At 60.6% G+C, this 16,313-nt stretch carries 16 protein-coding genes; 8 read left to right on the forward strand and 8 right to left on the reverse strand.

What is annotated here, in order from left to right:
• The first annotated feature begins 194 nt into the window (after positions 1–194).
• The 4 genes from AC1D06_RS11145 to AC1D06_RS11160 are packed head-to-tail and all read left to right on the forward strand — an operon-like array spanning position 195 to position 3,423.
• Complete coding sequence (locus tag AC1D06_RS11145; protein ID WP_477986272.1) at positions 195–965, forward strand: SDR family NAD(P)-dependent oxidoreductase; 771 nt, start codon at positions 195–197, stop codon at positions 963–965.
• Positions 965–1,885 carry a 2-dehydro-3-deoxygalactonokinase gene (locus AC1D06_RS11150; RefSeq protein WP_477986273.1) on the forward strand — a complete coding sequence of 307 codons (921 nt, stop codon included), beginning with the start codon at positions 965–967 and terminating at the stop codon, positions 1,883–1,885. The genes AC1D06_RS11145 and AC1D06_RS11150 overlap by 1 nt, the downstream gene beginning before the upstream one ends.
• Before the next feature lie 10 nt (positions 1,886–1,895).
• The gene (locus tag AC1D06_RS11155; protein ID WP_477986275.1) at positions 1,896–2,528 is read left to right on the forward strand and encodes a 2-dehydro-3-deoxy-6-phosphogalactonate aldolase; all 633 of its coding nucleotides are present in this window, start codon (positions 1,896–1,898) and stop codon (positions 2,526–2,528) included.
• 1 nt (position 2,529) lies between these two features.
• Positions 2,530–3,423, forward strand: coding sequence for an SMP-30/gluconolactonase/LRE family protein (locus AC1D06_RS11160; protein WP_477986276.1), 894 nt, complete (start codon positions 2,530–2,532; stop codon positions 3,421–3,423).
• 17 nt (positions 3,424–3,440) lie between these two features.
• Here the strand turns inward: AC1D06_RS11160 and AC1D06_RS11165 are convergent, their stop codons facing one another.
• The 7 genes from AC1D06_RS11165 to AC1D06_RS11195 form a co-directional block, all read right to left on the reverse strand.
• Positions 3,441–4,313 carry an SHOCT domain-containing protein gene (locus AC1D06_RS11165; protein WP_477986277.1) on the reverse strand — a complete coding sequence of 291 codons (873 nt, stop codon included), beginning with the start codon at positions 4,311–4,313 and terminating at the stop codon, positions 3,441–3,443.
• Between the two features lie 118 nt (positions 4,314–4,431).
• Complete coding sequence (locus tag AC1D06_RS11170; protein ID WP_477880324.1) at positions 4,432–6,384, reverse strand: acetoacetate--CoA ligase; 1,953 nt, start codon at positions 6,382–6,384, stop codon at positions 4,432–4,434.
• 146 nt (positions 6,385–6,530) lie between these two features.
• Positions 6,531–7,346, reverse strand: a complete 816-nt coding sequence (locus tag AC1D06_RS11175; RefSeq protein ID WP_477986278.1) for an ABC transporter permease — start codon at positions 7,344–7,346, stop codon at positions 6,531–6,533.
• 12 nt (positions 7,347–7,358) lie between these two features.
• Positions 7,359–8,264, reverse strand: coding sequence for an ABC transporter permease subunit (locus tag AC1D06_RS11180; RefSeq protein ID WP_477880326.1), 906 nt, complete (start codon positions 8,262–8,264; stop codon positions 7,359–7,361).
• Between the two features lie 11 nt (positions 8,265–8,275).
• The gene (locus AC1D06_RS11185; protein ID WP_477986279.1) at positions 8,276–9,418 is read right to left on the reverse strand and encodes an ABC transporter ATP-binding protein; all 1,143 of its coding nucleotides are present in this window, start codon (positions 9,416–9,418) and stop codon (positions 8,276–8,278) included.
• Positions 9,419–9,522: 104 nt separating this feature from the next.
• Entirely contained in the window at positions 9,523–10,620 is a 1,098-nt protein-coding gene (locus AC1D06_RS11190; RefSeq protein WP_477986281.1) for a polyamine ABC transporter substrate-binding protein, read from the reverse strand.
• 129 nt (positions 10,621–10,749) lie between these two features.
• Positions 10,750–12,165 (reverse strand): helix-turn-helix domain-containing protein, encoded by a 1,416-nt coding sequence (locus AC1D06_RS11195; RefSeq protein ID WP_477880331.1) that lies wholly within the window; start codon positions 12,163–12,165, stop codon positions 10,750–10,752.
• A 209-nt stretch (positions 12,166–12,374) separates the two neighbouring features.
• On the opposite strand from AC1D06_RS11195, the gene aceA reads away from it, so the two are divergent.
• Together aceA and AC1D06_RS11205 are read left to right on the forward strand one after the other, a co-directional pair.
• Complete coding sequence (gene aceA / locus AC1D06_RS11200; RefSeq protein ID WP_477880332.1) at positions 12,375–13,664, forward strand: isocitrate lyase; 1,290 nt, start codon at positions 12,375–12,377, stop codon at positions 13,662–13,664.
• 69 nt (positions 13,665–13,733) lie between these two features.
• The gene (locus AC1D06_RS11205; RefSeq protein ID WP_477880334.1) at positions 13,734–13,967 is read left to right on the forward strand and encodes an SMc00767 family acetate metabolism repressor; all 234 of its coding nucleotides are present in this window, start codon (positions 13,734–13,736) and stop codon (positions 13,965–13,967) included.
• 60 nt (positions 13,968–14,027) lie between these two features.
• Here AC1D06_RS11205 and AC1D06_RS11210 read toward each other — a convergent pair whose 3' ends face one another.
• Positions 14,028–14,897, reverse strand: coding sequence for a LysR family transcriptional regulator (locus AC1D06_RS11210; RefSeq protein ID WP_477880336.1), 870 nt, complete (start codon positions 14,895–14,897; stop codon positions 14,028–14,030).
• A gap of 177 nt (positions 14,898–15,074) precedes the next feature.
• Here AC1D06_RS11210 and AC1D06_RS11215 point away from each other — a divergent pair, with 177 nt between their 5' ends.
• Positions 15,075–15,227 (forward strand): hypothetical protein, encoded by a 153-nt coding sequence (locus tag AC1D06_RS11215; protein ID WP_477880338.1) that lies wholly within the window; start codon positions 15,075–15,077, stop codon positions 15,225–15,227.
• A 219-nt stretch (positions 15,228–15,446) separates the two neighbouring features.
• Positions 15,447–16,259, forward strand: coding sequence for an HWE histidine kinase domain-containing protein (locus AC1D06_RS11220; protein ID WP_477986282.1), 813 nt, complete (start codon positions 15,447–15,449; stop codon positions 16,257–16,259).
• Positions 16,260–16,313 lie beyond the last annotated feature (54 nt).

The raw sequence follows: 16,313 nt of genomic DNA on the forward strand, positions 1-16,313 counted from the left end.
TTCGCCAGTATCGTGTACCTGTTTCTTCGGCAGACTTATCAATTCCCACATTTTCGTTAATGCCCGATTCAATTGTATGATTTTAGCCGACGGGGGTTTCCTGCCATTGGCTTCCGTCCTATAGAGATCGCCTCTGCAGTCGCATTTTCGCACGAAGGCGACGCTTTCGATCCTCGGAGGGAGACCGATCCGGCATGGGCATGCCATCCGCGACATTTGCTGATTTGAGCGGCGTCGGCGTGCTGGTCACCGGCGGTGCATCCGGCATAGGGGCGGCACTCGTCCGGGGTTTTGCGGCACAGGGATCGAAGGTTGCGATCGTTGACCGCGATCGAGAGGCGGCGCTCAGGACGGTGGATGACGTCTCGGTCGCGACCGGCTACCGCCCGCATTTCGAACATGCCGATCTCCGCGACGTCGCGGCCGCGCAACGCGCTGTGCGAAATGCCGCCGAGGCGCTCGGCGGGTTGAAGGTGGTGGTCAACAATGCCGCCTGGGACGACCGTCACGACTTCGATACTGTCACCGAGGCCTATTGGAACGACAATATCGCCGTCAATCTCCGGCCGGCCTTCTTCGTCAGCCAGGCGGCGGCACCGTATCTGCGTGCTGGCGGCGGCGGCGCGATCATCAATTTCTCCTCCATCGCTTTCCTGCTCAACATGCCGGAAATTCCGATCTACGAGACCGCCAAGGCCGGCATCATCGGCATGACCAAGGCGCTGGCCGGCAGGCTGGGCGACGACAATATCCGGGTCAATGCCATTCTGCCGGGCATGGTGATCACCGAACGGCAGAAGGCGCTCTGGGTCAGCGATGCCTCCGCCGAGGCGCATCGCCTGCAGCAGGCGCTCAAATTCACCCTCATGCCCGAAGATCTGATCGGCCCGTGCCTGTTTTTGGCCTCCGATTGCTCCGCGGCGATAACCGCTCAATCCTTGATCGTTGATGGAGGCTATCTCTGATGCCAGAACCGCAATTCGTAGCGGTGGACTGGGGCACGTCCAGCTTTCGCCTGTGGCTGATCGGCGAAGATGACGAGGTGCTTGCCGAAAGCCGCTCCGGCGAGGGGATGACCACGGCTCGAGAAACCGGTTTCGAGGCTGTGCTCGACAAACACCTCAAAACAGTGCAGGCGCCGGACGGGCTGCCTGTGATCGTCTGCGGCATGGCCGGCGCCAAGCAGGGCTGGAAGGAAGCGGGCTATATCGATGTGCCGGCAAAACTCTCCGACATCCCGGATCAGGCGGTCCGAATCGAGGGCCAGGCGCGCGACATCCGCATACTGCCCGGCTTGGCGCAGCGCGACCCGCACTCCGCCGACGTCATCCGCGGCGAGGAGACGCAATTGCTCGGCTCCTCACACCGGATGAGAAGCAGCGACTGCCTGGTCGCCATGCCCGGCACGCATTCGAAATGGGTGCGCGTCGTGCGCGACGAAGTGCTGGGCTTTGCCACCTTCATGACCGGTGAACTTTTCTCGGCGATTTTGAAACACACGATCCTGTCGATGGCGATGCAGGATTCGACCGGCTTCGACGGCGCCAACCCGGCTTTCACCGATGCCGTGTTCTCGGCCTACAAGGAACCGGAGTTCACCTCCAGCCGGCTGTTCTCCTCCGTGCGCGCCCGCGGCCTGCTGTTCTCCGTGACGCCGGTCGAGGCCGAAGCGACTCTATCGGGCACGATGATCGGCCTCGAACTTGCCGGCGCGCTGAAATCGGCGCCGAAGGATACGCCTGTCGTGCTCGTCGTCTCCGGCAAGCTGCGGGGCCTCTACGAAGCGGCCTTCCATCGCGTCGGCCTGACATTTTCGACCATCGATGCCGACGACGCGGTCCGTCAGGGACTGTCGCATGCGGCGCGTAGCATCTGGTCATTGTAAAGGACTGTTCATGGACCGCATTCCCTTCCCCGACATGCCCTATCCGCTGGTCGCGATCCTGCGCGGCCTGACGCCGGCCGAGACTCCGGCGGCGCTCGACGCGCTGCTCGGCGCCGGCTTCCGGGCAATCGAAATCCCGCTCAATTCGCCCGAGCCGTTCAAGTCGATCGAGATCGCCGCGAAAATGGCGCCGGCCGATGCGCTGATCGGCGCCGGCACCGTGCTGACCGTCACCGATGTCGACCGGCTGGAAAGTGCCGGCGGAAGACTGTTCGTCAGCCCGAATGTCGACCTGCCGGTACTGTCGCATGCCGTCGCCAGGAAAATGGTGACGCTGCCCGGCGTTTTCACGCCCAGCGAGGCACTTGCCGCTGCCGCCGCTGGTGCCACGGGCCTCAAATTCTTCCCCGCCAGCGCGCTCGGCCCGTCTGGCATCACCGCTATTCGCGCCGTGCTGCCACCGGATCTGCTGATTGCTGCCGTCGGCGGCGTCTCGGACGAGAATTTCGCCGACTATGCCAAAGCGGGCGTCAAGGCTTTCGGCCTCGGCTCCAGCATCTTCAAGCCGGGCATGGACGCGGCCGACATTTCCCGACGCGCCATCGCCACGATCAGCGCCTATCGCCACGTCTTCGGAGCCTGAAATGATCACCGCACAGCCCTTTGCCGGCACCGCCCTGAGCAATGTCCATGATCACCTTGGCGAAGGCCCGACCTATGATCCGGCGACCGATACCGCCTGGTGGCTGAACATTCTCGACAGTGAACTGGTCGAGCTTCACCTCGAAAGCGGCAAGCGCTCGGTGCACAAACTGCCTTGCATGGGCAGCGTCGTCGCGCGCGTCGACGGCGGCCGGCAGGTGGTTGCCACGGAAAATGGTCTTTACCTGCGCGACATGGCAACCGGCCAGTTCACGCTTGTTACACCGATCGAAGACGACCGACCGGATATGCGCTCCAATGACGGTCGAGTGCATCCTTCAGGTGCTCTCTGGTATGGCACGATGAAGAAGGGCCAGGAAGGCCGCAAGGGCGCGGGCTCGATCTACCATGTCGTCGGCGGCGTGGTGACAAAGCTCTTTCCCGAGATTTCGATTCCGAACGGCATCTGCTTTTCGCCCGACGGCACGGTCGGCTATTTCGTCGATACGATGGAAAACCGCTATATGCGCGTGCCGGTTGATCCATTGACCGGGCTGCCGACGGGCGAGCCGCAGATCTTCGTCGACGAAGCCAGCGAGGACGGGGGCATTGACGGTTCGGTCTGCGATGCCGAAGGCTATGTCTGGAATGCGCATTGGAGCGTCGGCGAAGTGCATCGCTATTCGCCGAACGGCGAATTGACCGCCATCTATTCGGTGCCGTCAAAGCTCACCACCTGCCCGGCCTTCATCGGCAAGAAGGCCGACCGACTGCTGGTGACCTCCGCCCGCGAAGGTCTCGATGCCGACGCGATGAAAGCTGACCCACAGGCCGGCTTCACCTATGATCTCGGCATCAGCGTAAAGGGCATCGTCGAGCCGGCCTATCGGCTGTAGAACCTTTCAGAGTTGCATCAAAGCCGGCTCAGCAGGTCGGCTTTCTTCGCCTGGAATTCGTCGTCGGTCAGAATACCCTTGGCGTATAGTTCCGCCAGCCGTTCGATCTTGCCAAAAATGTCGTCATCGGTTGACGCACCGGCAGACGGAGGAGCCGTTGGTGATATCGCTGTCTGCTGCGCGGTATTCTGTACAGGAGGCGGGGCCATCTCCGGCGCGCCTGGTGTCTCCGGCGCGGTAAATTCCGGCCGCGGCGGGGCGGAAGCGGCAACGTCGCGGACGCCGGCCGGCGGCACGATGTCCAGTGACGACAGATTGACCAAGCCATATTGCGAGGTGAACGTCAGCGACTGGTCGCCGCTCTGCTGCTGCGAAAAGCCGCCGATCTGGTGATCCCTGGTGTCATAGACGGTGACCCGGCCACCGATATTGATCGCAAGGCGATGCGTCGCGGGAAAGAACGCATAGCGCAGGTCGTTCTGGGCGCCCGTCGAAGCGGCGTAACCCWAATCCTCCGGCCACCAATTGCCGGAGGTGAATGCTCCCGGGACGAACAGGCTGACGCCGGCGCCGGCGCCCTGGGATTGCGATTGGGACTGCAGCGGTGCCGCTGGCCGGAAGATGTTGGCACTGCGCGCCAGTCCGGCAAGTTCGTTGCAAAGCCCGTCGACCCTGGCCTTGAGCCCGTTGTTGAACATGTCGCCGACCATGATCATGCCGCCCTGGGACCATTGTCCCATGCCGCCGAGATCCGGATGGTTGAACTGGGCCTGCGTCGTCTGGCCGGCAATGACGGCCATCAGCAGATGTTGCACCGCGTCGAAACTGACACCATAGCGCCCTGCGATCTCGCTGAGAATCCGGCGTCCCTCTTCGGTGAATTCTGCCACTGCGCCACTCCTGTTGCGGAGATCGCAGCCCGATGCGGCGAACTCGACCAACGGCTATCATTTATCCTCGATCGTTGACAGCAATTATGCCGTCCGCCACCGCGACTGCTTTCGCGGCTCAGTTTTTCAGCTGATCGAGCCCCCTGTAGAGCTCCAGCGCCTCCGGATTGGCGAGCGCCTCCTTGTTCTTCACCGGGCGGCCATGCACCACCTCACGGACTGCCAGTTCGACGATCTTGCCGGATTTGGTGCGCGGGATATCGGCGACCTGGATGATCTTGGCCGGCACGTGCCGCGGCGAGGCGCCGGTGCGGATCTTGGTCTTGATCTTCTTGTCGAGCTCGGCGTCGAGCGCCAAACCCGGTGCCAGCCGAACAAACAGGATGACGCGGACGTCATCTTCCCAATCCTGGCCGATGCAGATGGCTTCTGCCACTTCAGAGAGCTGTTCGACCTGATTGTAGATCTCGGCGGTGCCGATACGCACACCGCCGGGATTGAGCGTCGCATCCGAGCGGCCGTGGATGATCATGCCGCCGTGCTCGGTCCATTCGGCGAAATCGCCGTGGCACCAGATATTGTCGAAACGTTCGAAATAGGCGGCCCGATATTTTGCGCCATCCTTGTCATTCCAGAAGCCGACCGGCATGGAGGGGAAGGCCTTGGCGCAGACCAGTTCGCCCTTCTCGCCGACCACATGCTGACCCTCATCGTTCCAGACGTCGACAGCAAGGCCGAGGCCGGCCCCCTGGATCTCGCCGCGCCAGACCGGCAGGATCGGATTGCCAAGCACGAAGCAGGAGACGATGTCGGTGCCGCCCGAGATCGAGGCAAGCTGGATGTCGTGCTTGATGCCTTCGTAGACGAAGGAGAAGCCTTCAGGCGACAGCGGCGAACCGGTCGAGGTGATCAGGCGCAATTCCGAGAGGTCATGCGTCTTGATCGGCTCGATGCCGCCCTTGCGGACCGCATCGATATATTTGGCCGACGTGCCGAAAATGGCAAATTTCTCGTCGGCGGCATAGTTCCAGAGCACATTGCCATCCGGTGCGAAGGGCGAGCCGTCGAACAGGCAGAGCGTGGCGCCGGAGGCCAGCCCCGACACCAGCCAGTTCCACATCATCCAGCCGCAGGTGGTGAAATAGAAGAGCCGGTCCCCCGCTTTCAGATCGCAATGGAAGCGCTGTTCCTTGAGATGCTGCAGCAGCGTGCCGCCGGCGGAATGGACGATGCATTTCGGCACGCCGGTCGTGCCGGAGGAAAACAGGATATAAAGCGGATGCGAAAACGGCAGCGGCTCGAACTCGACCGGCTTTGCCTCATAGGGCGAGACGAAGGCATCGAGCGTGCGGCCATCGGCAAGCGAGCCGGCAAGCGCCTCGGCATCGCCGGCATAGTGCACAACCAGAACTGGCGTCTGCAGGCGCGGCTCGACGGCGCGCACCTTGTCGGAAACATCCTGCAGTTTGCCGTTATACCAATAGCCATCGCAGCAGATGAACAGTTTCGGTTCGATCTGGCCGAAACGGTCGAGCACGCCCTGCTCACCGAAGTCTGGCGAGCATGACGACCAGATGGCGCCGATCGAGCTTGTAGCGAGCATGCAGGCGATGGTTTCGGGCATATTCGGCATCATGGCCGAGACGCGGTCACCCTTGCCGATGCCCATGGCCCGGAAGGCCTGCTGCAGGCGCGAGACCATGGCATGCAGGCGGTCCCAGCTCCAGCGGCCCTCGACCCTGTCCTCACCACGGAAGATCATTGCGTCATCCGAGCCGGTCTTCGGCAGCAGGTTCTCGGCGAAGTTCAGCGACGCATCGGGGAAGAACCGGGCGTCGAGCATCACGTCGCCATGGATCAGGTCGCGGGCACCTTTTTCACCCTTCACTGCGCAAAAGTCCCAGACCGCTGACCAGAAGGCGCCGCGATCCTCGATCGACCATTGATGGAAGGCGGGGTGATCCGGGAGCGAAATCGCATTCCGAACCGCACAGAAATCGCGGAACTTCGTCATCGCGCTTTCGGCAATCCGCGCCGCGCTCGGCGACCAAAGCGGTGTATTCTCTCCCATCGAACCCTCCAAGATGTATTCAAATTCGAATATCAAGCCGTTCGCTGCAATGCAACAGAACCGTGGCCGCACCATAGGGCAAGCGGTGCGGCCGGGCTTGTCTTGAAAGTGACGTCGATGTCGTATTTTGCGGGCGCGCCGGCGAGCTATGCTTGTGCCATTGCCGCCCTCTCATCGCGCTGGCGCTGGATTTCCGCTCGCTTCGTCGTGATCGAGCCGATGATCACGCCGATGGTGACGATGGCAATCAGGATCGAGCAGGCGGCGTTGATTTCCGGCGTCACGCCGAGCCGCACCTGGCTGTAGATCTTGATCGGCAGCGTCGTGGCGCCGGGCCCAGTGGTGAAGCTCGCAATCACGAGATCGTCGAGCGACAACGTGAAAGCCAGCATCCAGGCGGAGACGACGGCAGGCAGGATCAGCGGCAGGGTGATCTTGAAGAAGGTCTTGACCGGCGGGCAGCCGAGATCGAGTGCCGCCTCCTCCAGGCTACGGTCGAAGGTGATCAACCGCGACTGGATGACGACCGCTGCATAACACATGGTGAAGGTGGTGTGCGCGAAGACGATGGTCCAGAAGCCGCGGTCGACGTTGACGGCGACGAACAGCAGGAGCAGCGAGAGGCCGGTTATGACATCCGGCATGACCAGCGGCGCATAGATCATGCCGGAGAACAAGATGCGCCCGGGAAACCGGACGAAGCGCACCAGCGACAGCGCTGCCAGCGTACCCAGGATAGTACCCATCGAGGCGCTAAGGACGGCGACGCGGATCGTCACCCAAGCGGCATCCATCAGGCTCTGATTCGACCACATCTGCGAATACCAGCGTGTCGAGAAGCCGCCCCAGACGGTCACCAGCTTGGAGTCGTTGAACGAATAGATCACCAGGATCAGGATCGGGATATAGAGGAAAGCAAACCCGATGGTGAGGATGACGGGATCGATCTTTGCGGATTTCATGGTCGCCCTCCCTCAAACTTTCTGCTGCTGGTTCTGGTAGATCGCAATCGGAACCACCAGCAAGAGCAGAAGGATGACGGCGACGGCGGAGGCCAGCGGCCAATCACGATTGCCGAAGAATTCCGTCCACAGCGTCTTGCCGATCATCAGCGTGTCGGGACCGCCTAAGAGGTCGGGGATGACGAATTCACCGGTGATCGGGATGAAGCAGATCATCGCGCCGGCGACGACGCCCGGCAATGACAAGGGGAAAGTGATCCGCCAGAACGATTTCATCGGCGGGCAACCGAGGTCGCTCGCGGCTTCCAGCAAGGTGCCATCCATCTTTTCCAGCGCCGAATAGAGCGGCAGGATCATGAACGGCAGGTAGGAGTAGACAATGCCGATATACACGGCCGTTTGAGTATGGAAGATCTGCACCTGCTGGTCAGGGCCGAGGATGTGCAGCGTCTGCAGCAGCAACGTCAGCAGACCTTCCGGCTTTAGAATACCGATCCAGGCGTAAACGCGGATCAGGAACGAGGTCCAGAAGGGCAGGATCACCAGCATGAGCAGCGTCGGGCGGATCGTCGCAGGGGCGCGTGCCATGGCAAGCGCGATCGGATAGCCGACGAGCAAGAGCAGGATGGTCGAGACGGAGGCGATCAGCAACGAATTCAGGTAGGACATATAGTAGAGCTGATCCTCGGTCAGCGCCGTATAGTTCTCGAAATCGAGCTGCGAGAAGAAGTCGCCAAGCTTCGAAAAGCCTTGGAATACCGGCGTATAGGGCGGCATCGAAATGGCTGTCTCTGACATCGAGATCTTCAGGATGATGAAGAACGGGACGAAGAAGAACAGCAGCAGCCAGACATAGGGGACGATCACCACCAGCCAACGGGCGGGGCTCTGGTGTTGCGCGGCGGGGACATCTGCCATCGGCTCGTCTCCTATCGTGTCAGTACGAGACCGGCATCTGCCGGCCAGGTGAGCCAAACCGTGTCCTCGAAAGTGATCGGGCGGTCGACAAGGCGGGCGACATTGGCCTGCGCGGCACGCATGATGCGGCCATCGTCGAGTTTAACGATGAATACCGAGAAGTCGCCGAGATAGCCAATATCCAGCACCTCGCCATGGGCGACGTTCATTGATGTATCGGCCGGCTGGTCGAGCGAAATCCTGACCTTCTCCGGACGGACAGCGAAGGCAACATCATTGCCGGCGACTGCCGTGCATTCCTGTGCAACAGTGACCGAAAGCCCGGCGCAATTGATGCGGACCTGGCCGGCCTCGTTGGACACGACCTTGYCATCGAAAATGTTGATGTCGCCGATAAAGTCGGCAACGTAGCGCGAATTGGGAGCTTCGTAGATTTCCGCCGCCGTCGCGACCTGCACGATGACACCTTTGTCCATGACAGCGATGCGATCCGAAACGGTCATTGCCTCTTCCTGGTCATGGGTGACGATTAGGAAGGTGAGGCCTAGCGTGTGCTGGATGTCCATCAGTTCGAACTGGGTTTCCTCACGCAGCTTGCGGTCAAGCGCGCCGAGCGGTTCGTCGAGCAGCAGCACTTTCGGACGCTTGGCGAGCGAGCGGGCAAGGGCGACGCGCTGACGCTGGCCGCCGGAAAGCTGGCTCGGCTTGCGCGCGGCGAATTCCTTGAGCTTGACCAGCGCCAGCATCTCGTCGACGCGGGCATCGATCTCGTTCTTCGGCAGCTTGTCCTGTTCCAGGCCGAAGGCGATATTCTTCTTCACCGTCATATGCGGAAAGAGTGCATAGGACTGGAACATCATATTGGTGGGTCGCTTATAGGGCGGCACGCCGGAAATGTCCTTGCCTTGCAGAAGGATGCGGCCCTCGGTCGGTTCCTCGAAGCCAGCCAGCATGCGCATCAGCGTGGTCTTGCCGCAGCCCGACGGGCCGAGCAGCGAGAAGAATTCCTTCTCGTAGATATCGAGCGTGAGGTTCTTGACGGCAACGAAATCGCCAAAACGTTTGGTGACATTTTCGAAACGGATAAAGGGCTTCGCAGCCGGATCATCCCACGGGGTGAATTTGCGCTTTACCGGTCCGAGAGATTTCGCCATTCCCCTGTGCCACCTTTTTGATGATCATTGATATCTAAGATCGGCGCGCCCCTGTGCGCCTGAGAAAGAATGGGGCGGTCTAGCCGCCCCATCCGAAAGTCCGGTTATTTGCCAGTCTTGACCTGCGTCCAGAGCCGGTTGAGCACCCGCTGTTCCTTCGGCCCATAGGGCGAGATGGTGAACAGCTTCTTCATCACCTCGGCGTTCGGATAGACGTTGGGGTTGTTGAGGATGGCCGCATCGACGAATTTCTGCGAAGCGAGGTTGCCGTTGGCATATTGGACATAGTTCGACGACTTGGCGATGACATCCGGCCGCATCAGGTAATTGATGAAGGCGTGCGCCGCGTCGACATGCTTGGCGTCTGCCGGGATCGCCAGGTTGTCGAACCACATATAGGTGCCTTCCTTGGGGATCACATACTCGATCTTCACCCCGTTCTTGGCTTCCGTGGCGCGGTTCTTGGCCTGCAGCACGTCGCCCGACCAGCCGATGGTGATGCAGATGTCGCCATTCGCCAGGTCGTCAATATAGGCCGACGAGTTGAAGGTACGGGCATATTGGCGAATGTTCTGGTAGACCTGACCACCGGCCTCGAGGTCTTCCTTCTTCTTGCTGTCACCGCTCTTGCCGACATAGTTCATGGCAATGGCGATGGTTTCGTCGGACGCATCGAGAATGTTGATGCCGCATTTCTGTAGCTTGGCGGCATTTTCAGGCTTGAACAGCACGTCCCAGCTGTCGATCTTGACGTCGCCGAGTGCTGCCTTGACCTTGTCGACATTGTAGCCGATGCCGGTCGTGCCCCACATATAATTGACGGCATACTGATTGTCCGGGTCGTACTTGGCAAGGCGGCCCATGACATCCGGCCACATGTTCTTCAGGTTCGGCAGCTTGGACTTGTCGAGCTTCTGGAAGACGCCGGCCTGGATCTGGCGGGCGAGGAAGGGTGCGGTCGGCACCACGACGTCATAGCCCGAGCCGCCGGCCAGGAGTTTCGTTTCAAGAAGGTCGTTGGAATCGAAAACGTCGTAGACGACTTTGATGCCGGTTTCCTTGGTGAAATCGGTGAGAATGGAATTGTCGATGTAATCGGACCAGTTGTAGACGTTGACAACTTTGTCCTCAGCGCTGGCAGGGCTTGCCAGCAACAGCGCAGCCGTCATCGTGACAGCCAAGCCAAATAGCTGTTTCTTCATCATAATCTCCTGTTTGAACCAGCCCGCCATTCTACCGACGGGTCCGGCGTTCCACTCTCCAGGACAGCAGATTAGAAAGGATTTTTTCGGCCGACAACTAAAAAATTTGTATTTTGCTCGGAAGTGTTTCTATTGGAAATCGAAGACGCTGAGGCCGGCGACCATTTCGTCCAGGCCCAACGGACGGGTGACCGGCGGCTCGGCGCGCGCCAGGCAGCCGGGACGCTCGCAAAGTCGGCAGCCGGTACCAATCGCCAGGAGTGGGGATGTGGCGGCCAGTTGGCCGTAAACAGTGTGCCCCATATGGGCGGCTTCGCAGCCGATCAGCAAGGCAGTCCGCCGCACACGCTCGCCGAAGCCGGCGATCGGCCCCTCCAGCGTCCGAGCGATCAGCAGATAGCGCGCGCCGTCCATCAGCTCGACAGTTTCGGCAAGAATCTGCCCAGGTGCGGCGAAGGCGGCGTGGATGTTGAGTTTCGGACAGTGACCACCGAAGCGCGCCTGCGGAAAACCGTGGCTGCCGGCCGCACGGATACGATTTCCGGCGATATCAACCTCCATGACGAAGAACGGCACTCCCGCCGCACCCGATCGCTGCAGACTGGTGAGACGGCTTGCCGCCTGTTCGAAGGAGACGCGGAAACGAGCACAGAGCAGGCCGATATCGTATTGCGCCTTTTGCGCTGCCGACAGGAAGACGCCATAAGGCATCATCAGCGCCAGCGCCGCGTAACGCGCAAGCTCGAAGCGGGCGATGCGCCTCGCCTCGCCGGAGGAAAGATTGAGACCTTCCAGCGTCGCGGCGATTTCCTTCCTGAGCGCAATCTGACAGGCCTCCTGCGCCATCTCCCGCAACTGATCATGCGGATAAAGCCGCTCCGACAGAAACAGCCGCATCGAATGCCGGTCGTAGCGGCGGCGGAGGTTGGGCATGGCATGCACCGGCAGCGTCCGGACGACGATGCCGCAATCGGCCCGCAGCCAGTTGCGGATGGCGCCTGCCAGATCCTCGCCAGCGTCAAGCTGGGCATGGAAAGCCTCGGCGGCGGTGTCGATACCTTCATGAAAATTCGGCCGTGCGGCAAAATGCTCCCGCACCTCGTCCATCGGCATCTTCGCCGCCGAGACCGAGGTATCGTGGCCAGCCTGGGCCAGGAGTGCCGCGAGATCGCTGAGCCGCGCCGCCTGTTCTTTGTAGGCGCGATAGAGTTTTACCATGCCCTGCGCCGCATTGGGGGCCGCCTCGGCGACTTCAATCAGTTCATCGCCGCCGGGAATCTCGCCTGCAAGCAGCGGATCGGCGAAAGCCTCCTTCAACTGGCCGATCACGCCGCCGCTCTCGTCGCGCAGTTCCTCGACATCGACCTTGTAGACGGAGGCAAGCTTGAGGATCAATTGCACCGTGATCGGCCGCTGATTGCGCTCGATGAGGTTGAGGTAGGATGGCGAGATGCCAAGCCCCTCGGCCATCGCCATCTGGGTAACACCGAGCCGATTGCGGATACGGCGCACGCGCGGGCCGGCAAAAATTTTGGTTTCCGCCAATTGTCAATCCTTTTTACAGAATGTGCCCAGCGTCATCTTTGACAAAATTTACAAATTTACAGATCACCTTTGTCAAACTTAGCACATCATAACCTGATTTATAAGGCGATTTTTGCCAATTTTATAGCGAATTTTGCAACGCAATGTAAATTCCACCTCATCGAACCACGAGCGCAAATCTCTGGTCAACAGAGCAGATGGAGTGACCTATGACTGATTTTTACAATCTTGTCCCGAATGCGCCGCAAGGCCGTTTCGATGGCATTGAGCGCCCCTATACAGCCGAAGACGTCAGGCGGCTGCGTGGCTCGGTGGAAATCCGTCATTCACTGGCGGAAATGGGCGCCAATCGTCTCTGGAAGCTGATCCAAGGGGAAGATTTCGTCAACGCGCTTGGCGCGCTTTCCGGCAACCAGGCCATGCAGATGGTTCGCGCCGGGCTGAAGGCGATCTATCTCTCCGGCTGGCAGGTCGCTGCCGACGCCAATACCGCGTCGGCCATGTATCCCGACCAGTCGCTCTACCCGGCCAATGCCGCACCGGAGCTGGCGCGCCGCATCAACCGGACACTGCAGCGCGCCGACCAGATCGAAACGCAGGAGGGCAACGGGCTTTCGGTCGAGACTTGGTTTGCGCCGATCGTTGCCGATGCCGAAGCCGGTTTCGGCGGGCCGCTCAATGCCTTCGAGATCATGAAGGCCTTCATCGAGGCGGGTGCGGCCGGCGTCCATTACGAGGACCAGTTGGCGTCGGAAAAGAAGTGCGGCCATCTCGGCGGCAAGGTGTTGATCCCGACCGCTGCACATATCCGCAACCTGACGGCCGCGCGGCTCGCCGCCGACGTCATGGGTACGCCGACGCTGATCGTCGCGCGCACCGACGCCGAAGCCGCCAAGCTGCTGACCTCTGACATCGACGAGCGCGACCAGCCTTTCGTCGACTACGACGCCGGTCGAACCGTCGAAGGTTTCTACCAGGTGCGCAACGGCATCGATCCCTGCATCGCCCGCGCGATTGCTTATGCGCCCTATAGCGACCTGATCTGGATGGAGACCTCCAAGCCCGATCTCGGCCAGGCACGGAAATTCGCCGAGGCGGTGCACAAGGCGCATCCGGGCAAGAAGCTCGCTTATAACTGCTCGCCGTCGTTCAATTGGAAGAAGAATCTCGACGACGATACGATCGCCAAATACCAGCGCGAACTCGGCGCTATGGGCTACAAATTCCAGTTCATCACGCTGGCCGGCTTCCATCAGCTGAACTACGGCATGTTCGAACTGGCGCGTGGCTACAAGGACCGGCAAATGGCCGCCTATTCCGAACTCCAGCAGGCGGAATTCGCCGCCGAAGCCAACGGCTACACGGCGACCAAGCATCAGCGCGAGGTCGGCACCGGCTATTTCGACGCGGTGTCGCTGGCGATCTCGGGTGGCAAATCGTCGACCACGGCGATGAAAGAGTCCACCGAGCATGCCCAGTTCCGCCCCGCGGCGGAATAAGGAATTCCCCTCCCCTCAAGGGAGGGGCGAGACTTCCACCTTCAAGAACCCCGATAGAGGAGAAATGCCATGACTGTCCAGACCCGCGTCAAGGAACGCGCCGAGGAACAAGCTTCCACAATGACCGCCGAACAACAAGCTGCGATCCGCATGGTCGCCAACGACCTGCACCGGCTCAATCAGTCCGTCATGAAGGCGGTCGATGCCGGCGTGTCGGTTGAGCTGATCCGTTCGGCCAGGCACCACAATGAAGGCAATTGGGGCGATCTGCTGATCCCCGTCGTCGTGGCACAGGGCAACTGACCCCGCGCGCCGCCGGCCCGTACCGGCGATAACCCGGATCGCCTCCGCGGTCCGGGTCTTTCAGCTTGTCCGGCTTGGGCGCTTGCCGGCAAACACATCCACATGGCTCTTCAACAGCCTGACCAATCGGTCATAGATCAGCCGGATCTCCCGGCGATTGCGGTCGTCATTGTTGGTCACCAGCCATTGCTTGTGACGAAGTTCGCCGATCTCTTCACCGGCTCGTTCAAGCATCGGATCGAGGTCGCCGATAAAACAGGGCAGCACGACCAGTCCTGTGCCAGCGCGGGCAAGATCGACCAGCGATCGCGGCCGATTGACCGTAGTGACGATCTCGCCCGGCCGGTTTTGATGCGGCCAGCGGAGATAGTTGGAGATCGCTTCGCTCTCCTGCACTGCGATCCAGCGGTCGAAATGCGGGCCATTCTTCTGCCGGTAGGCGGCGTAGGCGACCTCGCTGATGAAGCGGGAAGCAAGGTTCGGCTCATCGGGCTCAAAGGCGCGCATGCCGATGTCGTTCTCGCGATGAGACAGCGGTGCACGCCGCTCCGCCATGGAAAGTTCGATACGGATATTGTCGCGCTCGGTACAGACGGCGCGGAAATTCTCCGACACCAGCAGGCCGACCCAGGTGCCCAGCGCGACGCGCACCCTAACCTGGCCGGCGCTTTCCTGCCGCCAGTTTTCGACGCGGCGCACGGCAGCTTCCATGTCGCGCAATTCATCGAACAGCACCTGGCCATCAGCAGTCAGCGCATAGCCGGCCTGGCTGCGACCGAACAGCGACCGGCCAACCGCTTCTTCGAGCTGCAGGATACGGCGGCCGACCGTGGCGGGACTGAGGCCGGTCGCTTGTGCTGCGCCAGTCAATCCGCCCTGTCGAGCGACGATGAGGAATATCTGATAGCCATCCCAGCCGATGTTTTTCATGATTGAAAAACATAGTTCTAATTAATACGTAGATAAAGAGATTTTTGTCGGATAAAAACAAGCTCTCCCACAAGGCCACCGCGCCCAAAACGAATTTTCTCGCGAGACCGACCACGCTCTGTCGATTGGGCGCGCTCGCGACCGACTATTCGTCGCAACTCACCAAGGAGACTTCAGATGACCGACATGCTCGCCGCGTTTCATTTCGTTCGCTATCTCGAACTGCGCCGCAAAGAGGAGGAGTTTTATCGTGATTATCCGCCGCAGCCGCGGTTTTCCGTGGCGCTCGGGATTTTCCGGAGATTGAGGGGAAAGTCGAGGGAGGCTTGAGCGTGCAGCTATTCTATCTGCCTGCCGGGCAACTTCCTTAACGATAACCGCCGTTCTTCCCCCGGTCGAGACCTCGACTGCAAATTGCAGCTGGCGTGGTCTTCCGTTATGATTTACGCTGCCTGTCTATGCTGATTTGCGCGCCGAGGGGGCCGATCCATGCGCAGGAAGGTCCTCCATAGGCGTGCATCTCCTACGGACAGAGGGAATATCGGCCTCATGGCCTTCGGGAAATCGGACCTGAGTCGCCTTCGCAGCCTTGAGCGTGAGAACGAGCGGCTGAGGCATGAACTCGAAGCGCTCAAGGCTGCCGTCATCGACACGGATGCGGCGACGGAGCCAATGGCTTTGCCAAGGAGCACTTGGCAGGACACCGTGACGGCATTGAAGGAGAGTGAAGAGCGGTTTCGCGCCTTCGTCACAGCCAGTTCGGATGTCGTGTATCGGATGAGCGCCGATTGGCTCGAAATGCGCCACCTCGAGGGCAAGGACTTCATTCCGACAACCGTGGAGCCGGACCAGACCTGGCTCACCAAATATATCCATCCCGATGATCAGCCGGAAGTGATGGCGACCATCGAAAAAGCCATCCGGACGAAGAGTATTTTTGAACTGGAGCACCGCGTCCTGCGTGTCGACGGCACACTGGGCTGGACCTTTTCCCGCGCCATTCCTCTTTTCGACGAAAGCGGTGAAATCCTTGAGTGGTTCGGCGCGGCCAGCGACGTCACACAGAGGAAGCGTCACGAACAGCATCAGCGAATGTTGCTGGACGAACTGAATCACCGGGTCAAAAACACGTTGACCACCGTACAGTCCATGGCCAAGCAGACGCTTCGCAACGCCTCGAATTTGAGCGAGAGCCGAGAGGCCTTCGATGCAAGGCTGATCGCCCTGTCAAAGGCACATAACGTCTTGACGCGGGAGCAATGGGAAGGCGCGGAATTGCGCGAGATCGTCCGCGACGCGCTCGCAGCCTATGTATCGGGCGCGCACGAGCATAGCATGCGCTTTGATGGACCGAGGTGTTGATTTCCACTGAGAACTGACCCGGCATTTCCACCGAGATTTGACCCGCCTTTTATG

It is taken from the genome of Rhizobium sp. P2_G2 (assembly GCF_056403555.1).

Bases quoted from the DNA above. Each gene is read 5' to 3' on its own strand.
- AC1D06_RS11145 (WP_477986272.1), top strand. From the start codon at position 195: ATGGGCATGCCATCCGCGACATTTGCTGATTTGAGCGGCGTCGGCGTG.
- AC1D06_RS11150 (WP_477986273.1), top strand. From the start codon at position 965: ATGCCAGAACCGCAATTCGTAGCGGTGGACTGGGGCACGTCCAGCTTT.
- AC1D06_RS11155 (WP_477986275.1), top strand. From the start codon at position 1,896: ATGGACCGCATTCCCTTCCCCGACATGCCCTATCCGCTGGTCGCGATC.
- AC1D06_RS11160 (WP_477986276.1), top strand. From the start codon at position 2,530: ATGATCACCGCACAGCCCTTTGCCGGCACCGCCCTGAGCAATGTCCAT.
- AC1D06_RS11170 (WP_477880324.1), bottom strand. From the start codon at position 6,384: ATGGGAGAGAATACACCGCTTTGGTCGCCGAGCGCGGCGCGGATTGCC.
- AC1D06_RS11175 (WP_477986278.1), bottom strand. From the start codon at position 7,346: ATGAAATCCGCAAAGATCGATCCCGTCATCCTCACCATCGGGTTTGCT.
- AC1D06_RS11180 (WP_477880326.1), bottom strand. From the start codon at position 8,264: ATGGCAGATGTCCCCGCCGCGCAACACCAGAGCCCCGCCCGTTGGCTG.
- AC1D06_RS11190 (WP_477986281.1), bottom strand. From the start codon at position 10,620: ATGAAGAAACAGCTATTTGGCTTGGCTGTCACGATGACGGCTGCGCTG.
- aceA (WP_477880332.1), top strand. From the start codon at position 12,375: ATGACTGATTTTTACAATCTTGTCCCGAATGCGCCGCAAGGCCGTTTC.
- AC1D06_RS11205 (WP_477880334.1), top strand. From the start codon at position 13,734: ATGACTGTCCAGACCCGCGTCAAGGAACGCGCCGAGGAACAAGCTTCC.
- AC1D06_RS11210 (WP_477880336.1), bottom strand. From the start codon at position 14,897: ATGAAAAACATCGGCTGGGATGGCTATCAGATATTCCTCATCGTCGCT.
- AC1D06_RS11215 (WP_477880338.1), top strand. From the start codon at position 15,075: ATGACCGACATGCTCGCCGCGTTTCATTTCGTTCGCTATCTCGAACTG.
- AC1D06_RS11220 (WP_477986282.1), top strand. From the start codon at position 15,447: ATGGCCTTCGGGAAATCGGACCTGAGTCGCCTTCGCAGCCTTGAGCGT.